Source organism: Pseudomonas sp. GW821-FHT09A09, assembly GCF_059418405.1.
Genome location: NZ_JBWKPU010000043.1, coordinates 1 through 19022 on the forward strand (window position 1 = coordinate 1; position 19022 = coordinate 19022).

General features: G+C 59.7%; 20 protein-coding genes and 1 tRNA gene. 6 read left to right on the plus strand and 15 right to left on the minus strand.

All coding sequences use genetic code 11. The annotated features are described in order from the left end of the window. Window positions 1-249: 249 nt before the first annotated feature. From AC07OV_RS26820 to dapA, 5 genes are all read right to left on the minus strand, one after another. Window positions 250-339 (minus strand) — tRNA-Ser (locus AC07OV_RS26820). Between the two features lie 83 nt (window positions 340-422). Then, window positions 423-1136 (minus strand): phosphoribosylaminoimidazolesuccinocarboxamide synthase, encoded by a 714-nt coding sequence (gene purC / locus AC07OV_RS26825; RefSeq protein WP_010212191.1) that lies wholly within the window; start codon window positions 1134-1136, stop codon window positions 423-425. A 27-nt stretch (window positions 1137-1163) separates the two neighbouring features. Next, complete coding sequence (locus tag AC07OV_RS26830) at window positions 1164-1922, minus strand: MBL fold metallo-hydrolase (RefSeq protein WP_495093315.1); 759 nt, start codon at window positions 1920-1922, stop codon at window positions 1164-1166. 4 nt (window positions 1923-1926) lie between these two features. Next, entirely contained in the window at window positions 1927-3042 is a 1116-nt protein-coding gene (gene bamC, locus AC07OV_RS26835; protein WP_178921057.1) for an NlpB/DapX family lipoprotein, read from the minus strand. Window positions 3043-3059: 17 nt separating this feature from the next. Then, window positions 3060-3938, minus strand: a complete 879-nt coding sequence (gene dapA, locus AC07OV_RS26840) for a 4-hydroxy-tetrahydrodipicolinate synthase (protein ID WP_176999171.1) — start codon at window positions 3936-3938, stop codon at window positions 3060-3062. A 273-nt stretch (window positions 3939-4211) separates the two neighbouring features. On the opposite strand from dapA, the gene AC07OV_RS26845 reads away from it, so the two are divergent. Continuing rightward, on the plus strand, window positions 4212-4772 hold the full coding sequence (locus tag AC07OV_RS26845; protein ID WP_176999172.1) for a glycine cleavage system transcriptional repressor: 561 nt from the start codon (window positions 4212-4214) through the stop codon (window positions 4770-4772). A 10-nt stretch (window positions 4773-4782) separates the two neighbouring features. Continuing rightward, window positions 4783-5256, plus strand: coding sequence for a peroxiredoxin (locus AC07OV_RS26850; RefSeq protein WP_494997690.1), 474 nt, complete (start codon window positions 4783-4785; stop codon window positions 5254-5256). A gap of 114 nt (window positions 5257-5370) precedes the next feature. On the opposite strand, the gene AC07OV_RS26855 is transcribed toward AC07OV_RS26850, so the two are convergent. Both AC07OV_RS26855 and AC07OV_RS26860 read right to left on the minus strand, forming a co-directional pair. Then, window positions 5371-6441, minus strand: a complete 1071-nt coding sequence (locus AC07OV_RS26855; protein WP_494997689.1) for an AI-2E family transporter — start codon at window positions 6439-6441, stop codon at window positions 5371-5373. A 31-nt stretch (window positions 6442-6472) separates the two neighbouring features. Beyond that, window positions 6473-6712: a sulfurtransferase TusA family protein gene (locus tag AC07OV_RS26860; protein ID WP_176999175.1), complete on the minus strand. Its 240-nt coding sequence runs from the start codon at window positions 6710-6712 to the stop codon at window positions 6473-6475. A 95-nt stretch (window positions 6713-6807) separates the two neighbouring features. Here AC07OV_RS26860 and AC07OV_RS26865 point away from each other — a divergent pair, with 95 nt between their 5' ends. Further along, window positions 6808-8241, plus strand: a complete 1434-nt coding sequence (locus AC07OV_RS26865; RefSeq protein ID WP_176999176.1) for a M48 family metalloprotease — start codon at window positions 6808-6810, stop codon at window positions 8239-8241. A gap of 66 nt (window positions 8242-8307) precedes the next feature. On the opposite strand, the gene AC07OV_RS26870 is transcribed toward AC07OV_RS26865, so the two are convergent. The 4 genes from AC07OV_RS26870 to rpoE form a co-directional block, all read right to left on the minus strand. Then, window positions 8308-9747, minus strand: a complete 1440-nt coding sequence (locus AC07OV_RS26870; protein WP_176999177.1) for a DegQ family serine endoprotease — start codon at window positions 9745-9747, stop codon at window positions 8308-8310. 234 nt (window positions 9748-9981) lie between these two features. Next, entirely contained in the window at window positions 9982-10941 is a 960-nt protein-coding gene (locus tag AC07OV_RS26875) for a MucB/RseB C-terminal domain-containing protein (RefSeq protein ID WP_494997688.1), read from the minus strand. 15 nt (window positions 10942-10956) lie between these two features. After that, window positions 10957-11544 (minus strand): sigma-E factor negative regulatory protein, encoded by a 588-nt coding sequence (locus AC07OV_RS26880; RefSeq protein ID WP_065882095.1) that lies wholly within the window; start codon window positions 11542-11544, stop codon window positions 10957-10959. Window positions 11545-11576: 32 nt separating this feature from the next. Further along, on the minus strand, window positions 11577-12158 hold the full coding sequence (rpoE, locus tag AC07OV_RS26885; protein ID WP_003172477.1) for an RNA polymerase sigma factor RpoE/AlgU: 582 nt from the start codon (window positions 12156-12158) through the stop codon (window positions 11577-11579). A 463-nt stretch (window positions 12159-12621) separates the two neighbouring features. On the opposite strand from rpoE, the gene nadB reads away from it, so the two are divergent. Next, window positions 12622-14238: an L-aspartate oxidase gene (gene nadB, locus AC07OV_RS26890; protein ID WP_494997687.1), complete on the plus strand. Its 1617-nt coding sequence runs from the start codon at window positions 12622-12624 to the stop codon at window positions 14236-14238. On the opposite strand, the gene AC07OV_RS26895 is transcribed toward nadB, so the two are convergent. Beyond that, the gene (locus tag AC07OV_RS26895) at window positions 14207-14653 is read right to left on the minus strand and encodes a hypothetical protein (RefSeq protein ID WP_494997686.1); all 447 of its coding nucleotides are present in this window, start codon (window positions 14651-14653) and stop codon (window positions 14207-14209) included. The genes nadB and AC07OV_RS26895 overlap by 32 nt on opposite strands. Further along, a complete protein-coding gene (locus AC07OV_RS26900) occupies window positions 14637-14891 on the minus strand; it encodes an FAD assembly factor SdhE (protein ID WP_176999181.1) in 255 nt (84 codons plus the stop codon). Before AC07OV_RS26900 ends, AC07OV_RS26895 begins: the two co-directional genes overlap by 17 nt. A gap of 140 nt (window positions 14892-15031) precedes the next feature. Between AC07OV_RS26900 and ygfZ the strand changes: the two genes are divergently transcribed. Next, entirely contained in the window at window positions 15032-15973 is a 942-nt protein-coding gene (ygfZ, locus tag AC07OV_RS26905; protein ID WP_494997685.1) for a CAF17-like 4Fe-4S cluster assembly/insertion protein YgfZ, read from the plus strand. A gap of 36 nt (window positions 15974-16009) precedes the next feature. Continuing rightward, on the plus strand, window positions 16010-16831 hold the full coding sequence (locus tag AC07OV_RS26910; protein ID WP_176999183.1) for an HDOD domain-containing protein: 822 nt from the start codon (window positions 16010-16012) through the stop codon (window positions 16829-16831). On the opposite strand, the gene AC07OV_RS26915 is transcribed toward AC07OV_RS26910, so the two are convergent. Together AC07OV_RS26915 and AC07OV_RS26920 are read right to left on the minus strand one after the other, a co-directional pair. Next, window positions 16825-18216 carry a sensor histidine kinase gene (locus AC07OV_RS26915; RefSeq protein ID WP_494997684.1) on the minus strand — a complete coding sequence of 464 codons (1392 nt, stop codon included), beginning with the start codon at window positions 18214-18216 and terminating at the stop codon, window positions 16825-16827. The genes AC07OV_RS26910 and AC07OV_RS26915 overlap by 7 nt on opposite strands. Further along, a complete protein-coding gene (locus tag AC07OV_RS26920; RefSeq protein WP_010212220.1) occupies window positions 18209-18880 on the minus strand; it encodes a response regulator in 672 nt (223 codons plus the stop codon). Before AC07OV_RS26920 ends, AC07OV_RS26915 begins: the two co-directional genes overlap by 8 nt. Window positions 18881-19022: the final 142 nt, after the last annotated feature.

Sequence of the window (19022 nt, forward strand, 5' to 3'; positions counted from 1 at the left end):
TACATAACCCATTGTTTATCAAGGAGTTTTCCGTTTCGACTGCGCCGGAAGTGGGGCGAATTATAGACAGATATAATCTGCCGTCAACGCCTTTCTTCACATTTCTGTCATAAAGGTCAGAAAAGCTCCAAAAACGCGAAAGCCCTCTTAAAGAACAGCAGAGCAAAAGCACGTAAATAAAGGGCGAAGGGAAACAGAAACCGCAGAATGCAAAAAGGCCCCATAAAATGGGGCCTTTCTGTACTTATATGGCGGAGAGATAGGGATTCGAACCCTAGGTACCGGTGAAGGTACAACGGATTTCGAATCCGTCCCATTCGGCCACTCTGGCATCTCTCCAACGGCGCGCATCATAACAGCGTGTTTCGCAGAAGCAAACCCCAAAAGCGATTTTTTTCCGTGCTATCAGATGCTTGCGTCGATTAAAGCGGTACACCCAGACGATTGGCGACTTCTTCGTAGGCTTCGATCACATCACCGAGGCCCTGGCGGAAGCGGTCTTTGTCCATCTTCTTCTTAGTGTCCTTGTCCCACAGGCGGCAGCCGTCCGGACTGAATTCATCGCCCAAGACGATGGAGCCGTCGTGGAACACGCCGAACTCAAGCTTAAAGTCGACCAGCAGCAGACCCGCATCGTCGAACAACTTGCTCAGCACGTCGTTGACCTTGAGGGACAACTCCTTCATGCGCGCCAGTTGCTCAGCAGTACCCCAGCCGAAAGCCACAACGTGGGATTCGTTGATGAACGGATCGCCCTTGGCGTCGTCCTTCAGGAACAGTTCAAACGTGTAAGGATTAAGCTTGAGACCCTCTTCCACGCCCAGGCGCTTAACCAGACTGCCAGCCGCGTAATTACGCACGACGCATTCAACTGGAATCATGTCCAGCTTCTTGACCAGGCACTCGTTGTCGCCCAGCAGTTTGTCGAACTGGGTCGGAATACCGGCCGCTTCGAGTTTTTGCATGATGAAGGCGTTGAACTTGTTGTTCACCATGCCTTTGCGATCAAGTTGTTCGATACGCTTGCCGTCGAACGCCGAGGTGTCGTTGCGAAACAGCAGGATCAGGCGGTTGGCATCGTCGGTCTTGTACACCGACTTGGCTTTACCGCGGTAGAGTTCTTCACGCTTTTCCATGATGGGCTCCGCTTACTAAAGGGTGGGCTAGGCGATGTGTCGCCAGTCGAGCCCTGAATCTTGATCGGCCAGTTGCAGCCAGTCCGGGTCGCACCCAAGGGTGTCGACAAAACATTGCCGGGCAAGCTGCGGCAGGTTGTTCTTGCTGCTCAGGTGGGCCAGGACCAGGTGTTGCAGGTCTTGCCAGCCCAACTCATACACCAGGTACGCCGCCTGGTGGTTGTTCAAATGCCCCAGCTCGCCACCCACCCGCTGCTTGAGAAAGTAGGGGTAATGACCGCGAGCCAGCATGTCTCGGCAGTGATTGGACTCGATCATCAACGCATCGAGGTCGCGATACCCTTCCAGCACCTTGGCGCAGTACGACCCCAGGTCGGTGAGCACGCCAAAGCGCCGCTCTCCCCCACTGAATACGTATTGCGTCGGCTCGCGGGCATCGTGCGCTACCGCAATCACATCGATGCTCAGCGCACCGATTTGCAGATTCTCGCCACCGACCAGGAAACCAGTAGGTTCAATGGGCTTGCGCATCCCGCGCAACGTGCCACGGCTGAGATACACCGGCAGATTGTAGCGCCGAGACAGTAACCCCACGCCATGCACGTGATCGGCATGTTCGTGGGTCACCAGAATCGCGCTCAGCTGCGCGGGGTGAACCCCCAGGCGCAGCAGGCGCCGCTCGGTTTCTTTTAACGAGAAACCACAATCCACCAGCAGATACGTGTCGTCATGTGCGATCAGCGTGCCGTTCCCTTGGCTACCGCTGCCGAGAACGGCAAAACGCATCGGATCAGCCCAGGTTGTCCTGAATCACGCCCAGTACTTTGCGAGCCGTTTCAGCTGGCGCAACGGTATTGATGTTCTTCTCGACGGTCACTTGTACGCTGTCGCCCACCTTGCTCAAACGAACCTGGTAACGCTCGGCACGGGTCTCGATCTCTTCCTTGGTCGGCTTGCTGCCGAACAACTTGCCGAAGAAACCTGGCTCTTCATCTTTCTTCTCGGCCTTTTCAGCCACGTTGATGTAGTACAGGCCCAGGCTACGGTTGATGTCTTCAACACGCCAAGGACCTTGCTCCAACGCACGACCGACGCTGGCCCAGGCACGGTCCAGGTCTTCACCGAGGTTCAACACCACGTTGCCGCTGCCGTCTTCGGTGAGGCTGACACGGTTAGGCGTGTCGTAGTCACGTGCGGCGAGCAGGGAAACGGAACCGCCCTTCTCGGAAATGCGGCTCATGCTGGCCAGCATCTCGTCGACCAGCGCGGAATCCACGCCGGTGTTGACCGAACGGTTGGTGAAGTCGACGTTGGCAGTGCTGCCGGCAGGACGCTCGGCGCTGACCACGTAGACTTCACTGGTATTGCGCTGCACGCCAGGCTCGATGCGCACACGCACACGGGCTTCGCTGTCGGCGGCTACACCGCCGGCCTGCAGGCGCTTGGCCATGCTGGCGGACAGCTCGCTGCCCTGCTGCCAGGCGGTGGTGAACTCACCAGTCTGTGGGCGCTGCTCGTCAATGCGAAAACCATTGTCCTGGAAGAACTGCAGGGCCACCGGCCAGACTTCGGCAGGTGGACGCTGGGCCATGATCCAGCGGTTGTCGCCACTCTTTTGCAGGCTGTAGTCGCTGGCATCTGCCACGGCCGAGATCGGCTGCGGACGCGGCACCACGTACTCACCCTTGGTGGTGTCGTCGGCAACGTTACGCGGGATCGGCAACAACGGGTCAAGGCGCTTGGCGACGTTGACATCCGGTGGCAGTTGCATCGGTTTGGTTGCTTGGGCTTCCAGGTAATCGCTACCGCGGTCACGGAAGTAGCCTTCCGGGCCCCAGATCCAACCGCAGCCACTGGTGCTGGAGATAATCAAGGCAAGTGCGGAAAGTCCGGCCAATCGCTTCATGCGTAGTGCTTCCTCAATTAAACCAGGACGCCGGACTGGCGCAGGGCCTGTCGCAGCGGTTCGTGACAGGCTTCGCTGAGGCGGGTGAGCGGCAGACGGATACCGTCCGGCATCAAGCCCATTTCAGTCAGCGCCCATTTCACGGGAATAGGATTGGATTCGATAAACAGTGTCTTGTTGAGCGGCATCAACTTCTCGTGGATAGCACGCGCGGTCACTGCGTCACCGGCGATGGCGGCGGCGCACATTTCGCTCATGGCACGCGGAGCCACGTTGGCAGTCACGGAAATGTTGCCCTTGCCGCCCAGCAGGATTAGCTCGACCGCCGTGGCGTCGTCACCGGAGTAGACCAGGAAGTCGCTGCTCACGCCGGCCAGGATGTCCTTGGCGCGCTGCAGGTCGCCCGTGGCTTCCTTGATACCGATGATGTTCGGCACGGTGGACAGACGGATCACGGTAGCAGCCTGCATGTCGCATGCGGTGCGGCCAGGTACGTTGTAGAGGATCTGCGGGATATCGACCGCTTCGGCAATAGCGCGGAAGTGCTGGTACAAACCTTCCTGGGTCGGCTTATTGTAGTACGGGGTCACCAGCAGGCAGGCATCGGCGCCGGCCTTCTTGGCGTTTTTGGTCAGCTCGATCGCTTCGCGCGTCGAGTTGGCGCCCGTACCAGCGATCACGGCGATGCGGCCCGCAACACGCTTGACGACAAATTCGATGACCTGGATGTGTTCTTCCACATCGAGGGTGGCCGACTCACCTGTGGTGCCGACCGCCACGATGGCGTTGGTGCCTTCTTGCAGGTGGAAGTCCACCAGTTTGCCCAGGCTGTCCCAGTCGAGATGACCTTGTGCATCCATGGGTGTGACCAGTGCCACCATACTGCCCGCAATCATGCAACCGCTCCTGCCGGAAAAAGAGAGCCGTAATGGTACTGGCGCCAAGATGCTTGTACAAGCGAAGTACCACGTGAGGATGCGTTCTGACGTAACTAAACGACAGGCAATGCCATCATTGGGCCAATGCATCACTTCACACAGGATGAAATCCAATCGGTCACGTAATGAAAACGCCACCTCCTAGCCCTTGGCGACGCTTTTCGCTACCCTTCATCCTTTGATCGATACGGCCCATACGGTATCGACCGCTCATCGCTTTAGGAAGGCTGCATGTCCACCCCCACAGTTCGCGAACAATTCCTTGTTATCAGTGCCCTCGGCGCCAACCCCATGGAGCTGACCAACGTCCTGTGCCGCGCCAGCCATGAGAACCGCTGCGCCGTCGTGACCTCCCGCCTGACCCGCCATGGCGAGTGCAGTGCACTGGTCCTGCAGATCTCCGGCACCTGGGACGCCCTGGCGCGCCTGGAAACCGGCTTGCCGGGCCTTGCCAAGAAGCACGACTTCACCGTGAATGTCGTGCGCAGCGCCGCACTGGAGAACCGCCCGCAGGCGCTGCCTTATGTTGCCTACGTCAGTTCGGCCTACCGCTCGGACATCGTCAACGAGCTGTGCCAGTTCTTCATCGACCACAACGTCGAACTGGAAAACCTGACCTGCGACACTTACCAGGCACCGCAGACCGGCGGCACCATGCTCAACGCCACCTTCACCGTGACCTTGCCGCCCGGTGTGCAGATCAGTTGGCTGCGCGACCAGTTCCTGGACTTCGCCGACGCCTTGAACCTCGACGCCCTGATCGAACCATGGCGCCCACAGAACCCAATGTAAGGAAGATCCCATGCCGGTAGCTCTCGATACACCTGTGGCCGATTTCGAAGCCCAGGCCACCAGCGGCCAGACCTTCAGCCTTGCAGCCCTCAAGGGCAAGCAAGTGGTGATCTACTTCTACCCCAAGGACAGCACCCCGGGTTGCACCACCGAGGGCCAGGGTTTTCGTGACCAGTACGCAGCCTTCAAGGCGGCCAACACCGAAGTGTTCGGCGTTTCGCGCGACAGCGTGAAATCTCACGAAAATTTCAAGGGCAAGCAGGCGTTTCCCTTCGAGCTGATCAGTGACAAGGACGAAGCGGTTTGCCAGCTGTTTGACGTGATCAAGCTGAAGAAGCTGTACGGCAAGGAATACCTGGGCGTGGACCGCAGCACTTTCCTCATCGACAAGGATGGCGTGCTGCGTCAGGAATGGCGCGGCGTGAAAGTGCCGGGGCATGTGGATGCCGTTTTGGCAGCGGCACAAGCCTTGAACAAGGCATGATTGCTGCGGCAACCGTTTGATCGCATCGCCGGCAAGCCGGCTCCTACAGGTGGAACGCATTCTCCTGTAGGAGCTGGCTTGCCGGCGATAGCATCTTAAATTCCCCCACAACGTTTAAAGCAGCGGCGCAACCACCGGTTCTTGCCGCGGCCACGCATCCAGTACGGCCTTGAATAGCGTCGCCAGGGGGATCGCAAAGAACACCCCCCAGAATCCCCACAGCCCACCAAACAACAACACCGCACAGATAATTGCCACTGGATGCAGATTGACGGCCTCCGAAAACAGCAGCGGCACCAGCACGTTGCCGTCCAGGGTCTGAATAATGCCGTATACCGCCATCAGGTAGATGAACTGGTCGCTCCAACCCCACTGGAACAACGCGATCAACATCACCGGCACGGTCACCACCACCGCCCCCACATACGGCACCACCACCGATACCCCCACCAGCAATGCCAGCAGTGCTGCATAGTTCAGTCCAAGCGCGACAAAGGCGATGTAGGTGACGCCCCCGCAAATCACGATCTCGATGACCTTGCCACGGATGTAGTTGGCAATCTGCCGGTTCATTTCCTCGGCCACCCGCGTGATCAGCGCCCGCTCACGCGGCAAGTAGCCACGCACCCAGCGGCCGATCATGGCGCGATCCTTGAGGAAGAAAAACACCAGGATCGGCACCAGCACCAGGTAGATCATAATGTTGACCAGCAACGGCAAGCTGGACAGGGAAAAGGTCAACGCCCATTGCCCGAACTTTCCGATCTCGCCGCGCGCCACTTCGATGGCCTGTAATACCTGTTCATCCGACACCAAGTGCGGGTAGCGCTCAGGTAGCAACAACAACAGCGATTGCCATTTGGCGAGCATGCCCGGCAGTTCGTTGAACAAGGTGATCAACTGATGCCACAACAACGGCACGACCACCACGATGAAGACCAGCAACACACCCATGAACAGAGCAAACACCAGCCCAACTGCGGCGCCACCTGGCAGGCGCATACGCTCCAGCGTGGTCACCAGACCTTGCATCAGGTAAGCCAGCACCATGCCTGCCAGCACAGGAGCCAGCATGCCACCTAGGGTGAGTACCGCCGTAAAGGCCAGGAACAGCAGGACTGCCAGCACCACGGCCTCCTCATCGGAGAAGTAGCGCTGAATCCAGTCTCGTAACACTTTGAACATCAATCAACCTCGGAGGGTGTGGGCAAACGGTTCAGGCCTTGCGCAACCAATAGCGGTACACGCCGGCGACATCTTCTTCGTGCAACAGCGTATGCCCAGCCAGCCTGGCAAACGTCCGGAAATCCCGCTGGGAGCCAGCGTCCGTGGCGGTTACCTTGAGCACCGCACCACTGGCCAGTCGATTGAGTTCCAGCTTGGCCTTCAGCAAAGGCAACGGGCAATTGAGTCCACTGGCATCAAGCTCGGCGTCAAAGGCTACAGCGTCGGTCATGAATTTACTCCGGGCATGGGTTCGGGCTGCTTAGAATATCTGGTCCGAAGCTCAGTGTCCGGCTACAGTAAGCTCTTTGTCGAAAGGCTTTGTGCATGACTTTTTTGCGCCCTACCCTGCTGACGCTGGCTTGCCTGCTGGCCTCTCCGGGCTTTGCTGACGACCTGCCGTCACTTGGCGACGCCAGTTCTGCCATTGTCTCGCCGCAACAGGAATACCAACTGGGTCGCGCATGGCTCGCTTACCTGCGCGGCCAGGTCTCGCAACTCAATGACCCTCAGCTCAAGGACTACGTCGAAACCAGCGTGTATAAACTGGTAGAGACCAGCCAGGTCAATGACCGGCGCCTGGAGTTCATCCTGATCAACAGCCCGCAGCTCAACGCCTTTGCCGCACCTGGCGGGATCGTGGGCGTCAACGGCGGCCTGTTTCTCAATGCCCAGACCGAGGGTGAATATGCTTCGGTACTCGCCCACGAATTGGCCCACTTGTCCCAGCGTCACTTCGCCCGGGGCGTAGAAGCGCAATCGCGCATGCAGATCCCGATGATGGCCGCTTTGCTCGGCGGCATCATCGCGGCGGCAGCCGGTGCAGGTGATGCTGGGATTGCCGCCATTGCCGGCAGCCAGGCAGCAGCGATCCAGGAGCAGCGCCGCTTTTCCCGTCAGAACGAACAGGAGGCGGACCGTATCGGCATCCTCAACCTGGAAAAGGCCGGCTACGACCCCCGCTCCATGCCCACCATGTTCGAACGCCTGATGCGTCAGTACCGCTTCGATGCCAAGCCACCGGAATTCCTGCTGACACACCCGGTGACCGAGTCCCGAATCGCTGACACCCGCAACCGCGCGGAACAGGCCAAGCCCGGTGGCAAGGAAGACAGCCTGCGCTACCAGTTGATTCGCGCTCGGGTGCAGTTGCAATACGAAGACACGCCTGGGTTGGCAGCCAAACGCTTCCAGGCGCAGCTGGATGAAAACCCGAAAAACGATGTGGCGCGTTATGGGCTGGCCATCGCCCAGATCAAGGGCACCCAGTACAAAGAAGCGCGGGAAAGCCTGGCGCCCCTGCTGGCGAAAGCCCCCAACGACATCACGTATAACTTGGCGCAGATCGAACTGGACATTGCCAACAGCCGCTTTCCGGATGCCCAGCAACGCACTGATCGCATGCTCACCCAATACCCCGGTAACTATCCGCTGAACCAGGTGCGGGTGGACCTGTTGCTTAAACAGAATCGCACGGCCGATGCGGAGAAGGCGCTGGATGGGTTGCTCAAGTCCCGCCCTGATGACCCGGACGTCTGGTACCAGGTCGCCGAGACGCGCGGTTTGTCCGGCAATATCATCGGACTGCACCAGGCGCGCGCCGAATACTTTGCCTTGGTGGGCGACTTCCAACAGGCCATTCAGCAACTGGATTTCGCCAAGCGCCGGGCCGGCAACAACTTTCCTCTGTCTTCGCGTATCGACGCACGCCAGCGTGAGTTGATCGAACAGGAACGCCTGGTCAAAGGGATGATGAGCTAAACCCATCGCCCACAAAAAAGCCCCGTCTTCGCTTAACGAAGGCGGGGCTTTTCTTTTACTGCCGGATTATTCGGCTAATTTGAAGGTAATGAAGCTGGCGCGGCCCTGACGCAGGACACGCATCGACACCGAACGATTCTTCGGCAACGCCTTGGCGATATCGGTGAATTCCTTGGTGGAGTTGATCGCCTGGTTGTTCAGGTGAGTGATCACATCACCAGGCTGCAGGCCGATCAGGGCGGCCGGGCCGTCCTGAACTTCCTTGATCACGACGCCGCTCTTGAGGTCGAAGCTCTTCTTCTGCTCGTCGGTCAGTTCGACCACGGCAATACCCAAGCGATTGCTGCTGCGCTCCGCGCCGGGCTTGGCGTTGCCCAGAGCATCCAGGGTTGCGCCCTCTTCAGGAATCGCACCGACGGTCAGTTCAACAGTCTGACGCTTGCCGTCGCGGATCACTTCAAGCTTGGCCTTGCTACCCGCCTTGAGTGCGCCGACCAAGTGCGGCAAGTCAGCCGACATGACGATGGGCTGGCCGTTCATGCTCAGGATCACGTCACCCACTTGCAGGCCACCCTTGGCAGCCGGACCATCGTCCTGGATCTGCGCAACCAAGGCACCGGCTGGCTTGTCGAGGCCGAAGGACTCAGCCAGGTCTTTGTTCACTTCCTGGATCACAACGCCCAACCAGCCGCGGCTGACCTTGCCACCGCTTTTCAGCTGGTTGGAAACGTCCATGGCCACGTCAATCGGGATCGCGAAGGATACGCCCATGAAACCACCGGAACGGGTGTAGATCTGCGAGTTGATCCCCACGACTTCACCGGCCAGGTTGAACAGCGGGCCACCGGAGTTGCCCGGGTTGATCGGCACGTCGGTCTGGATGAATGGCACGTAGTTCTCGTTTGGCAAGCTACGGCCGATGGCGCTGACGATACCTTGGGTGACGGTATGGTCAAAGCCAAATGGCGAACCGATCGCGACAACCCACTGACCGGCCTTCAGGTCCTGGGATTTACCCAGCTTCAGCACGGGCAGGTCCTTGCCGTCAATTTTTAGCAAGGCCACGTCAGAACGTGGGTCTGTGCCCACCAGCTTGGCTTTCAGCTCGCTGCGATCGGCCAGGCGGACGAGGATCTCGTCCGCATCGGCAATCACATGGTTATTGGTGAGGATGTAGCCATCCGGCGAAATGATGAAGCCCGAACCCAGGGACTGCGCCTCACGCTGACCGCCACCGCTGCGAGGAGAACGCTGTTGCGGCGGCATGCCACGCTCGAAGAACTCGCGCAGCATCGGTGGCAGGCCTTCCAGGTCTGGCATCTGCTGGTTCGACACTTTGCGATCCGGCAATTTCTGCGTGGTGCTGATGTTCACCACAGCGGGCGAGGCCTGCTCAACCAGTTGGGTGAAGTCAGGCAGTTCGGCTGCTTGCGCAGACACGGCCTGACCCAGCACCAATACCGTGGCAATTATGGATAGGTAAGACTTCAAACGTGGTATCGACATACAGCTCCCGTTACGACGAGCAGGGTTGAGCGACAGGGTTCAAGAAACGCCGGAAACTGCCACCGACATCTTTGTTCCGCGAACAAAACAAGGCCAGAGCCAACAGGCCCTGACCTATAAAAAACATAGGGGATTTTTGCAAGTGAAAATACCGATCCGGACATTTCATGCTCTCGGCAACAGACCTGGCATGCAACGACATTGAAAGATCAGGATGAACATAGGATTAACGGCTCATGGTTTTGCAGCGGTCTTTTCACCGCGTACCGAGAGCGCAATGCGCTCGGCCGTGCCGATGGGCACTTCGCCGACAACCGTCACCATCACCTCACCCTCGACTGTATTCAGGCGGCGAGACACTGCAACAGTCGGGCCCAGCTGAGTGCGGGTCTCGGTGACGCTCGCACCGTCGGTCGACTCAAGAAACACCGAAAAACGCGCAAGCCCATCGTCATACATAAGGCTGTCGACGGTGGATTTTGTCTCGAAGTCTTTGCGTGCACTGCTGTTGGTGAGCTGGAAACCAGGGGGCAACCAATCAAGATGCCAGGCCTGAGTGGCAGGCACTTGCGGGGCCTTGCCGTCGGAAACCGCGACAGGCGTGCATTCACTGCTGGGCTGCAGGTTGCGATCGTCCGGGGTCACCGAAGTATTCAAGCGCGTGAACTGGAAGCGCTCCAGCAACTGCCCTTGATCATTGAGTAGCAACGACTTGAGCGGCAGCGCTGTTTCGCGATCCAGATGCAACTCAAACCCATAGCGGTATTGGTCGCGGGGCGTGATTGAAACAATCACGGCATTGCGACCGGCCACACGGGATTTACCGATGACAGCCAGATCATAGAATTGAGTGAGTTTTTGCGGATCAAGCGCAGGGGAAGAACCCTCGCGCGAGTTGCCAAGGCCGGCCACGAGCGTGCCGCTGACACATTGGGTTCGGCCATCTACCCGCACAATTTCCTGGGCGGAACCATCGAGCTGCAAAAGCCGCTCTCGGACCTGACCGTCCTGGACACGATGCCAGATGTCATGGGTAGAAAAACTGCCATTACGTTCATAGACGAACGAACCTTCGAAGCTTTGCTGCTGCTCTGCACGCCCAAGTCGAGTCAGCCAGTCTTGGGCTTCATCGGCGTGGGCGGGGAGTGCAAACCAACCACTGAGCAAAAGCGTAAGGAGCGGTATGGCGCGCATAGAGCTCCTTACGAATCAGCGGTTTTCCAGGCTTGCGGCACGCGCATAAGGCAGGGCGCTTTCAGTGCCTTTCAGAGCCGATTCCTGTGCATGTTGGCGCAGGTAGCCTGGAAGACGCTGGTCCTGCCAGCCGGATTGCCCTTGCAGTACACCATTGGCCATCGGGCCGGTGCTGTCAGAGCTTTCCTTGTAGCCGGCCAATACCGCAGGGCCTTTGACCTGAGGTCCAGCCATCACCGGCTGTTGGGTCTGTTGGGCCAGTTCGGCACCAGCAATTTCGTCCTGGTTATACAGGCGAACACCCGCCAATACTGCAACAGTTACCGAGGCAGCAACTGCCAGGCGGCCTAGGCTACGCCAAGGTCCACGAGCAGCTTTTGCCGGAACGGCTTCATCGGCCAACGCGGCAGAAACGGCCGCAGCAATATCCAGACGAGGGATTAGAAGATCCTTGTGCATCACCGCCCGAGCGACTTGGTAACGAGACCAGGTATCACGGGTTTCGGCGTCATCAAATGCATTGAGCACTCGACGAAGTTCCAGTTCATCCGCTTCGTTATCCATCACTGCGGACAGCGATTCCTGCAGGGCATCACGACTCATGGCGGTTCCTCTCTTGGCTGTCGCCGCTGTCTTTAGTTTTCCTGCAACAACGGTTGCAAGGCTTTATCGATGGCTTCCCGGGCCCGGAAGATCCGTGACCTTACAGTCCCCACCGGACACTGCATGACGCTCGCAATGTCTTCGTAACTCAGACCATCGAATTCACGCAAAGTTAACGCCGTACGTAAATCTTCTGGCAGTTGCTGAATTGTGCGATGAACGGTTCCTTCGATCTCGTCGCGCAGCAATGCACGCTCCGGCGACTCGAGATCTTTGAGGCCGTGATCACCATCGTAAAATTCTGCATCTTCTGAACTCACATCACTATCTGGCGGGCGGCGTCCGCGAGACACCAGATAGTTCTTCGCCGTGTTGATGGCGATGCGATACAGCCACGTATAAAACGCACTGTCACCGCGAAAATTACCAAGTGCACGATAGGCCTTGATAAAGGCTTCCTGTGCAACGTCCTGCGCTTCATGGGTGTCGTGCACAAACCGCACGATCAACCCGAGAATTTTGTGCTGGTATTTCAGCACTAGCAGATCAAATGCCCGCTTATCGCCGCGCTGAACGCGCTCGACAAGCTGCTGATCCTCTTCCTGGGTTAGCATGAACACTCCTCGTTGTACTTGAAGGAGGCTTGCATAACTAAACGATCAGGCTTGCAAACATAGACTCGGACTTTTCGCAAAAGTTCTCCCCCTTCAAGCAAGTTTCCGGCACGCACTGATTTGGCACACACGAAAAACGCAGCGCGGGCATCGCCGGCTGCGCGAATAATCTTGTCGCCGGTTTTCTGACGCGTCCAATGCTCCCGACGGGCCAATAAACTCAACGTTTTCCCAGCTTTCGGGCAACCTGCTATTGAGTTCGGGGCTATGCAAAAAGTTCCCGTTTCAATAACTGGCCGATCTGACCCAAGCCGTGCACCGTAATCTCACATTGCCACGAATGCCCGGCTATTGTGCCGCTCCCCCCCTCTATATACTAGTGGCCCGTGTGACCCTTTGATTCGCCGATCCAGGCGTCCTGTTTGCGCCACCCCTTCGGATCGCTTTTTGCGGAATCCTTCAAATGAGCCAACAGTTTCAACACGATGTCCTGGTGATTGGTAGCGGCGCGGCCGGTTTGAGCCTTGCACTGACCCTTCCCAGCCACCTGCGGATTGCGGTACTGAGCAAAGGCGACCTGGCCAATGGCTCGACATTCTGGGCCCAGGGCGGCGTCGCTGCCGTGCTGGACGACACCGACACCGTGCAATCCCACGTCGAAGACACCCTCAACGCCGGTGGCGGCCTGTGCAACGAAGAGGCCGTGCGCTTCACCGTCGAGCATAGTCGCGAAGCCATCCAATGGCTGATTGACCAAGGCGTGCCCTTTACCCGCGACGAACACGCCAGCAGTGACGACGGCGGCTTCGAGTTCCACCTGACCCGCGAAGGCGGCCACAGCCACCGCCGCATCATCCACGCGGCCGACGCCACCGGCGCGGCAATTTTCAAGACCCTGCTCGACCAAGCCCGCCAGCGCCCCAACATCGAACTGCTGGAGCAACGCGTCGCCGTCGACCTGATCACCGAAAAACGCCTGGGCCTGGAAGGCGAGCGCTGCCTCGGCGCCTACGTGCTCAACCGCGCCAGTGGCGAAGTCGACACCTATGGCGCACGCTTCACTATTCTTGCCTCAGGCGGCGCCGCCAAGGTCTACCTCTATACCAGCAACCCCGACGGGGCCTGCGGCGATGGCATTGCCATGGCCTGGCGTTCGGGCTGCCGGGTGGCCAACCTGGAATTCAACCAGTTCCACCCCACCTGCCTGTATCACCCGCAAGCCAAGAGTTTCCTGATTACCGAAGCCCTGCGCGGCGAAGGCGCCCACCTGAAACTCCCCAACGGCGAGCGCTTCATGCAGCGCTTCGACCCGCGCGCCGAACTGGCCCCGCGCGATATCGTCGCCCGCGCCATTGACCACGAAATGAAGCGCCTAGGCATCGACTGCGTCTACCTCGACATCAGCCACAAGCCCGAAGCCTTCATCAAGACCCACTTCCCCACCGTTTATGAACGCTGCCTGGCCTTCAATATCGACATCACCAAAGGCCCGATCCCCGTGGTGCCGGCCGCGCACTACACCTGCGGTGGCGTGATGGTCGACCAGCACGGCCGCACCGACGTGCCGGGCCTGTATGCGATTGGCGAAACCAGCTTCACCGGCCTGCACGGCGCCAACCGCATGGCCAGCAATTCCTTGCTCGAATGCTTCGTCTACGCCCGCTCAGCGGCGGCCGACATCCTCGAACAACTGCCACGCATCGCAGTGCCCGCCGCCCTGCCCCGCTGGGACGCCAGCCAGGTGACCGATTCGGATGAAGACGTAATCATCGCCCACAACTGGGACGAGCTGCGACGGTTCATGTGGGACTACGTAGGGATCGTGCGCACCAACAAACGCCTGCAACGCGCACAGCATCGCGTGCGCTTGCTGCTTGATGAAATTGACGAGTTCTACAGCAACTATAAAGTCAGCCGCGACCTGATCGAGCTGCGCAACCTGGCCCAGGTGGCGGAGTTGATGATCCGCTCGGCCATGGAGCGCAAGGAAAGCCGGGGCCTGCATTACACCCTCGACTACCCGCAGATGCTGCCCGAAGCCCGGGACACTATCCTGGTGCCAACCACCTACGGCGGCTGAACTTCAGGCGTACCCGCAGGCGCCGGTGCACATCGGCGACCTGCGAATCCCTCGGCACACAGATCGAGCGCACCCACCCCTTTCCCGGCACCCGATAGCGCAGCACCACGATCAACGGCAACGCCAGGCTGTCGGGGCACAGCTGCACACTGTGCCAACCACGCTCTGCACTGAACAGCTGCCAGCCGTCCTCGTCACGGCGCAGGCCACAAGCCGACGAACGGTGAATCAGCAGGATGTGTCGCGGTAAAACCCAGGCGGCATGCGCCAAGCACACCAGCAGGCCGAGGCTCGAATAAAGTAAATCAACAAGTAAACAGGCGCCCAGCGCGAACAGCTGGGCAAAAAGATACGCCGCCAGCAATAACCGTGAGGCCTGCCAGCGGCATTCGAATCGGTTACTTGGGCTGGACACGGTCCAGGATCATCCGGACCATGCGCTGCAGCTCTGGGTCTTCGGATTCGGAACGTTCCATGAACCAGCCGAACATGTCCTGATCTTCGCAGGTCAGCAACCGGACGTAGAGGTCGCGATCGACCTGGTTGAGGGTCGCGTAGACCTCTTTGGTGAAAGGCACCAGCAACACGTCCAACTCCAGCATGCCACGACGGCTGTGCCAGAAGAGACGATTGATTTCTACATCTTCGACCATGGAGCGCTCCTCAAATAGGCGGCAAGTATACAGCCCCGACGGCACTGGAACAGTCGGCTTTGGTCGCCCCATACGGAAACTATCCATTTGCCGGGCGCCCCTCTATGATGCACCCATGACTTTTTGACCTGCGATGACCCATGGCTGACTCTGCTTTCTTCTGCCCCCTGTCCCACGAAGGCGTTCTCGCCGTCCGCGGCGCCGACGCTGCCAAGTTCCTGCAAGGGCAACTGACCTGCAACCTCAATTACCTGAGCGATACCCAGGCTAGCCTCGGCGCGCGCTGCACGCAAAAAGGCCGCATGCAGTCGAGCTTTCGCATCCTGTTGCATGGTGATGGCGTACTCCTGGCCATGGCCACCGAGCTGCTCGAACCGCAACTGGCCGACCTGAAAAAATACGCCGTGTTCTCCAAATCCAAGCTCACCGACGAAAGCGCTGCATGGGCACGCTTCGGCCTGGTGGAGGCGGATCAAGCCCTGGCCAGCCTCGGCCTTGAGCTGCCGGCTGAAAACGACAGCGTCGCACGTACCGATTCGCTGATCGCCATCCGCGTCTCCCCTGGTCGCGCCGAGCTCTGGGTGCCTGCCGACCAGGCCGATGCTGTGCACGGCCAATTGGCCGCCCAATTGAAAGAAGCTGACTTGAATGACTGGCTGCTCGGCCAAGTGCGTGCCGGCATCGGCCAGGTCATGCCGCAAACCCGCGAGCTGTTCATCCCGCAGATGCTCAACCTGCAAGCCGTAGGCGGCGTCAGCTTCAAGAAAGGCTGCTACACCGGCCAGGAAATCGTCGCGCGCATGCAGTACCTGGGCAAACTCAAGCGTCGCCTGTACCGCTTGAGCCTCGATGCGCCGCATATGCCCGAGCCAGGCACCCCGCTGTTTTCCCCTAGCCACAACAGCTCGATCGGCGAAGTGGTGCTGGCGGCAAAAGCTGACCAGACGATTGAACTTCTTGCCGTGCTGCAAGCCGAAGCTGCCGATAGTGGCGATGTGCACTTAGGCACACTGGAAGGCCCCAGCCTGCAACTGCATGACCTGCCTTACACGCTCGACCGTGACCGAGAGATCCAGCGCTGATCGCCGTACCTTTTTGCAACACCCTAGAGAGCATGAATGAACAAGCTGGCGGAAAAAGTCCAACAGGCTTTGGTGACGGCCATCGATAACGATGACCTGGTTCTGCCGACATTACCGGAAGTGGCCCTGAACATCCGTCAGGCCGCAGAAGACCCGGATATCAGCATCAGCCACTTAAGCAAAGTGATTGGTCGCGATACCGCGCTGTCGGCGCGCCTGATCAAAGTGGTCAACAGCCCGCTGCTGCGCGCGTCCCAGGAAGTCACCGACCTGCACACCGCAATCACTCGGCTGGGCACCAACTACAGCAGCAACCTGGCGATTGGCCTGGTGATGGAACAGATCTTTCACGCCCGCTCCGAAGCCGTCGAGCAGAAGATGCGCGACGTCTGGCGTCGCAGCCTGGAAGTGGCGGGCGTGAGCTACGCCCTGTGCCGCAGCCACAGCCAGCTCAAGCCGGATCAGGCCGCGCTCGGCGGGTTGGTGCACCAGATCGGCGTGCTACCGATCCTCACCTACGCCGAAGACCACTACGAGCTGCTGTCCGACCCGGTCAGCCTCAACCATGTGATCGACAGCATCCATCCCGTACTGGGCGACAAACTGCTGCGTGGCTGGGACTTCCCGGAAATGCTGGCGAACCTGCCGGGCCAGTATCTGGACCTGGAACGCGACTCGGCCACCCTGGATTACATCGACCTGGTGCAGGTCGCCGTGCTGTATTGCCATCGTGGCACCCAACACCCGCTGGCGAGTGTGGCTGTCTCCAGTCTTCCGGCGATCAAGAAGCTGCGCGTAGACCCTTACAGCGACGCGCTGCGCGCCGAGCTGGATGAGGCGCGTTCGATGTTTTATTGATCACCCGCGATAAAACTCACCCGCACCTTCAACCCCGCCAACTCGCCATCATGCAGGCTGATCTGCGCCAGGTGTGCCCGACAGATCTCCCCGACAATCGCCAGCCCCAGGCCTGACCCCATGCTTTGCTGGTTGCGTCGGTAAAAACGCTCGAACACCCGGTCCCGCTCATCCAGCGGGATACCGGGGCCATCGTCTTCTACTTCCAGCACTGCCGGCGTCGTCACGCGCAAAATCACATTACCACCCGGTGGCGTGTGGGCCAGGGCGTTATCCACCAGGTTACTCAGCAGTTCATTGAGCAGCGTCGGCTCCCCGCGCAACCACACCGGTTCATCCGCCTCCAGGGCCAGCGCAACACCTCGTGCGTGGGCCAAAGGCGCCATGGCCATGCCCAGCTCACGGGCCAATTGGCTGAGGTCGAGCAATTGCGCGCCACCTTCGGCAATCGCCCGGGCGCCATTTTCGATGCGCGCCAGGGACAGCAACTGATTGGCCAGGTGCGTCAGGCGATCAGTGCCCTGGGCCGCTGTTTCCAGGGTACTGCGCCAGGTCGCCGGTTCTTCGGCACGCAGGCCCAGTTCGAGCCGGGCCTTGAGCGCCGCCAGCGGCGTGCGCAACTCGTGGGCCGCATCGGCAATAAACTGCGCCTGGCGTTCAAACTGCCCGCGCAGGCGTTCGGTGAAGTGGTTGAGGGAACGCACCAACGGGCCGAACTCATGCTGCACTTCCACCAGCGGCAGTGGGCGCAGGTCATCGGGCTGGCGCTCTTCTACCGCCGTTCGCAGGCGCTCCAACGGGCGCAGCGCCGCACTTACGGCGAACCACACCAACATCAACGCACCAATGGCCAGCATGCCCAAGCGCAGCAAGGTGTCGGCCATCAGGCTGCGAGCCATGGCCACCCGTGCTTCGTCGGTTTCCGCCACGCGGATTTCCGCCATGCCGTTCATGTTCGGCTCGGAGACGGCCTTGAGCAGGCTCACCACGCGCACTGGCTGGCCCTGATACACGGCGTCGTAAAAGCGTGCCAGCGCCGGATAATCATCGGTGCGCGGCGTGCCGGGCGGTGGGCCGGGCAGGTGCTCGTAACCCGAGATCAGCTTCTGGTCGATGTCATTGACCTGGTAATAAATACGCCCGGCGCTGTCGTAGGCAAACGTATCCAAGGCCACATACGGCACATTGGCGCTTAGGGTGCCGTCCACCTGGGTCAGGCCCGCTGCGATGGTGCGCGCCGAGGCCAGCAACGTGCGGTCGTAGGCCGTATCGGCCGCCTCGCGACCATTCCAGTAAGCACTCATGCCACTGGCCAGCATCAACAGCACCAGCAACAGCGCCAGGTTCCACAGCAGCCGCCAGCGCAGGCTGCTGGGCTTATGCATCGCGGGCTTCCAGCAGGTAGCCGAGACCGCGGAATGTCACGATGGCGATGGGCTGGCCATCGAGTTTCTTGCGCAGGCGGTGCACGTAGATCTCAATCGCGTCAGGGCTGGCTTCTTCGTCCAGGCCAAACACCTGGGAGGCCAGTTGTTCCTTGCTCATCACGCGGCCCGGGCGAGCGATCAACGCCTCCAGTACCGCCTGCTCGCGAGAGGTCAACGTCATCAGCTCGCCGCCGACGGTGAAGCGCCTCGTATCCAGGTCATAGACCAGCACCCCACAGGCCTGCTGACGCTCGCCTCCCAACACGCTGCGTCGCAACAGCGCCTTGACCCGCGCCTCCAGTTCCGTCAGTTCAAACGGCTTGGCCAAGTAGTCGTCGGCGCCCAGGTTCAAGCCGTGCACGCGGTCTTTCACATCGCTGCGAGCCGTCAGCATCAGCACCGGCAAGTTTTTTCCACGGGCGCGCAAGCGTGCCAATACCTCGAAACCGTCCATGCGCGGCAGCCCCACGTCGAGGATCGCCGCCGCGTATTCCTCGCTGCTCAAGGCCAGGTCCGCGGCCACCCCATCGTGCAACACGTCGACGGTCAAACCCGTGCTCTTGAGCGCTTGGGCGACACTTTCGGCGAGCTGCAAATGGTCTTCAACCAGGAGGACACGCATGGTTTTTTTACCTCATTCGGGCATGGTCGACGCCACGCTTTGCCGGGCAGTTTACAGGCGCTACCTGCCCTGTGAAGCCCGAAAACATTGAAAGGCAACTGAAAGGTTAGTGAAAGCTTCGCCCTTTAGCATCGGGCAACGG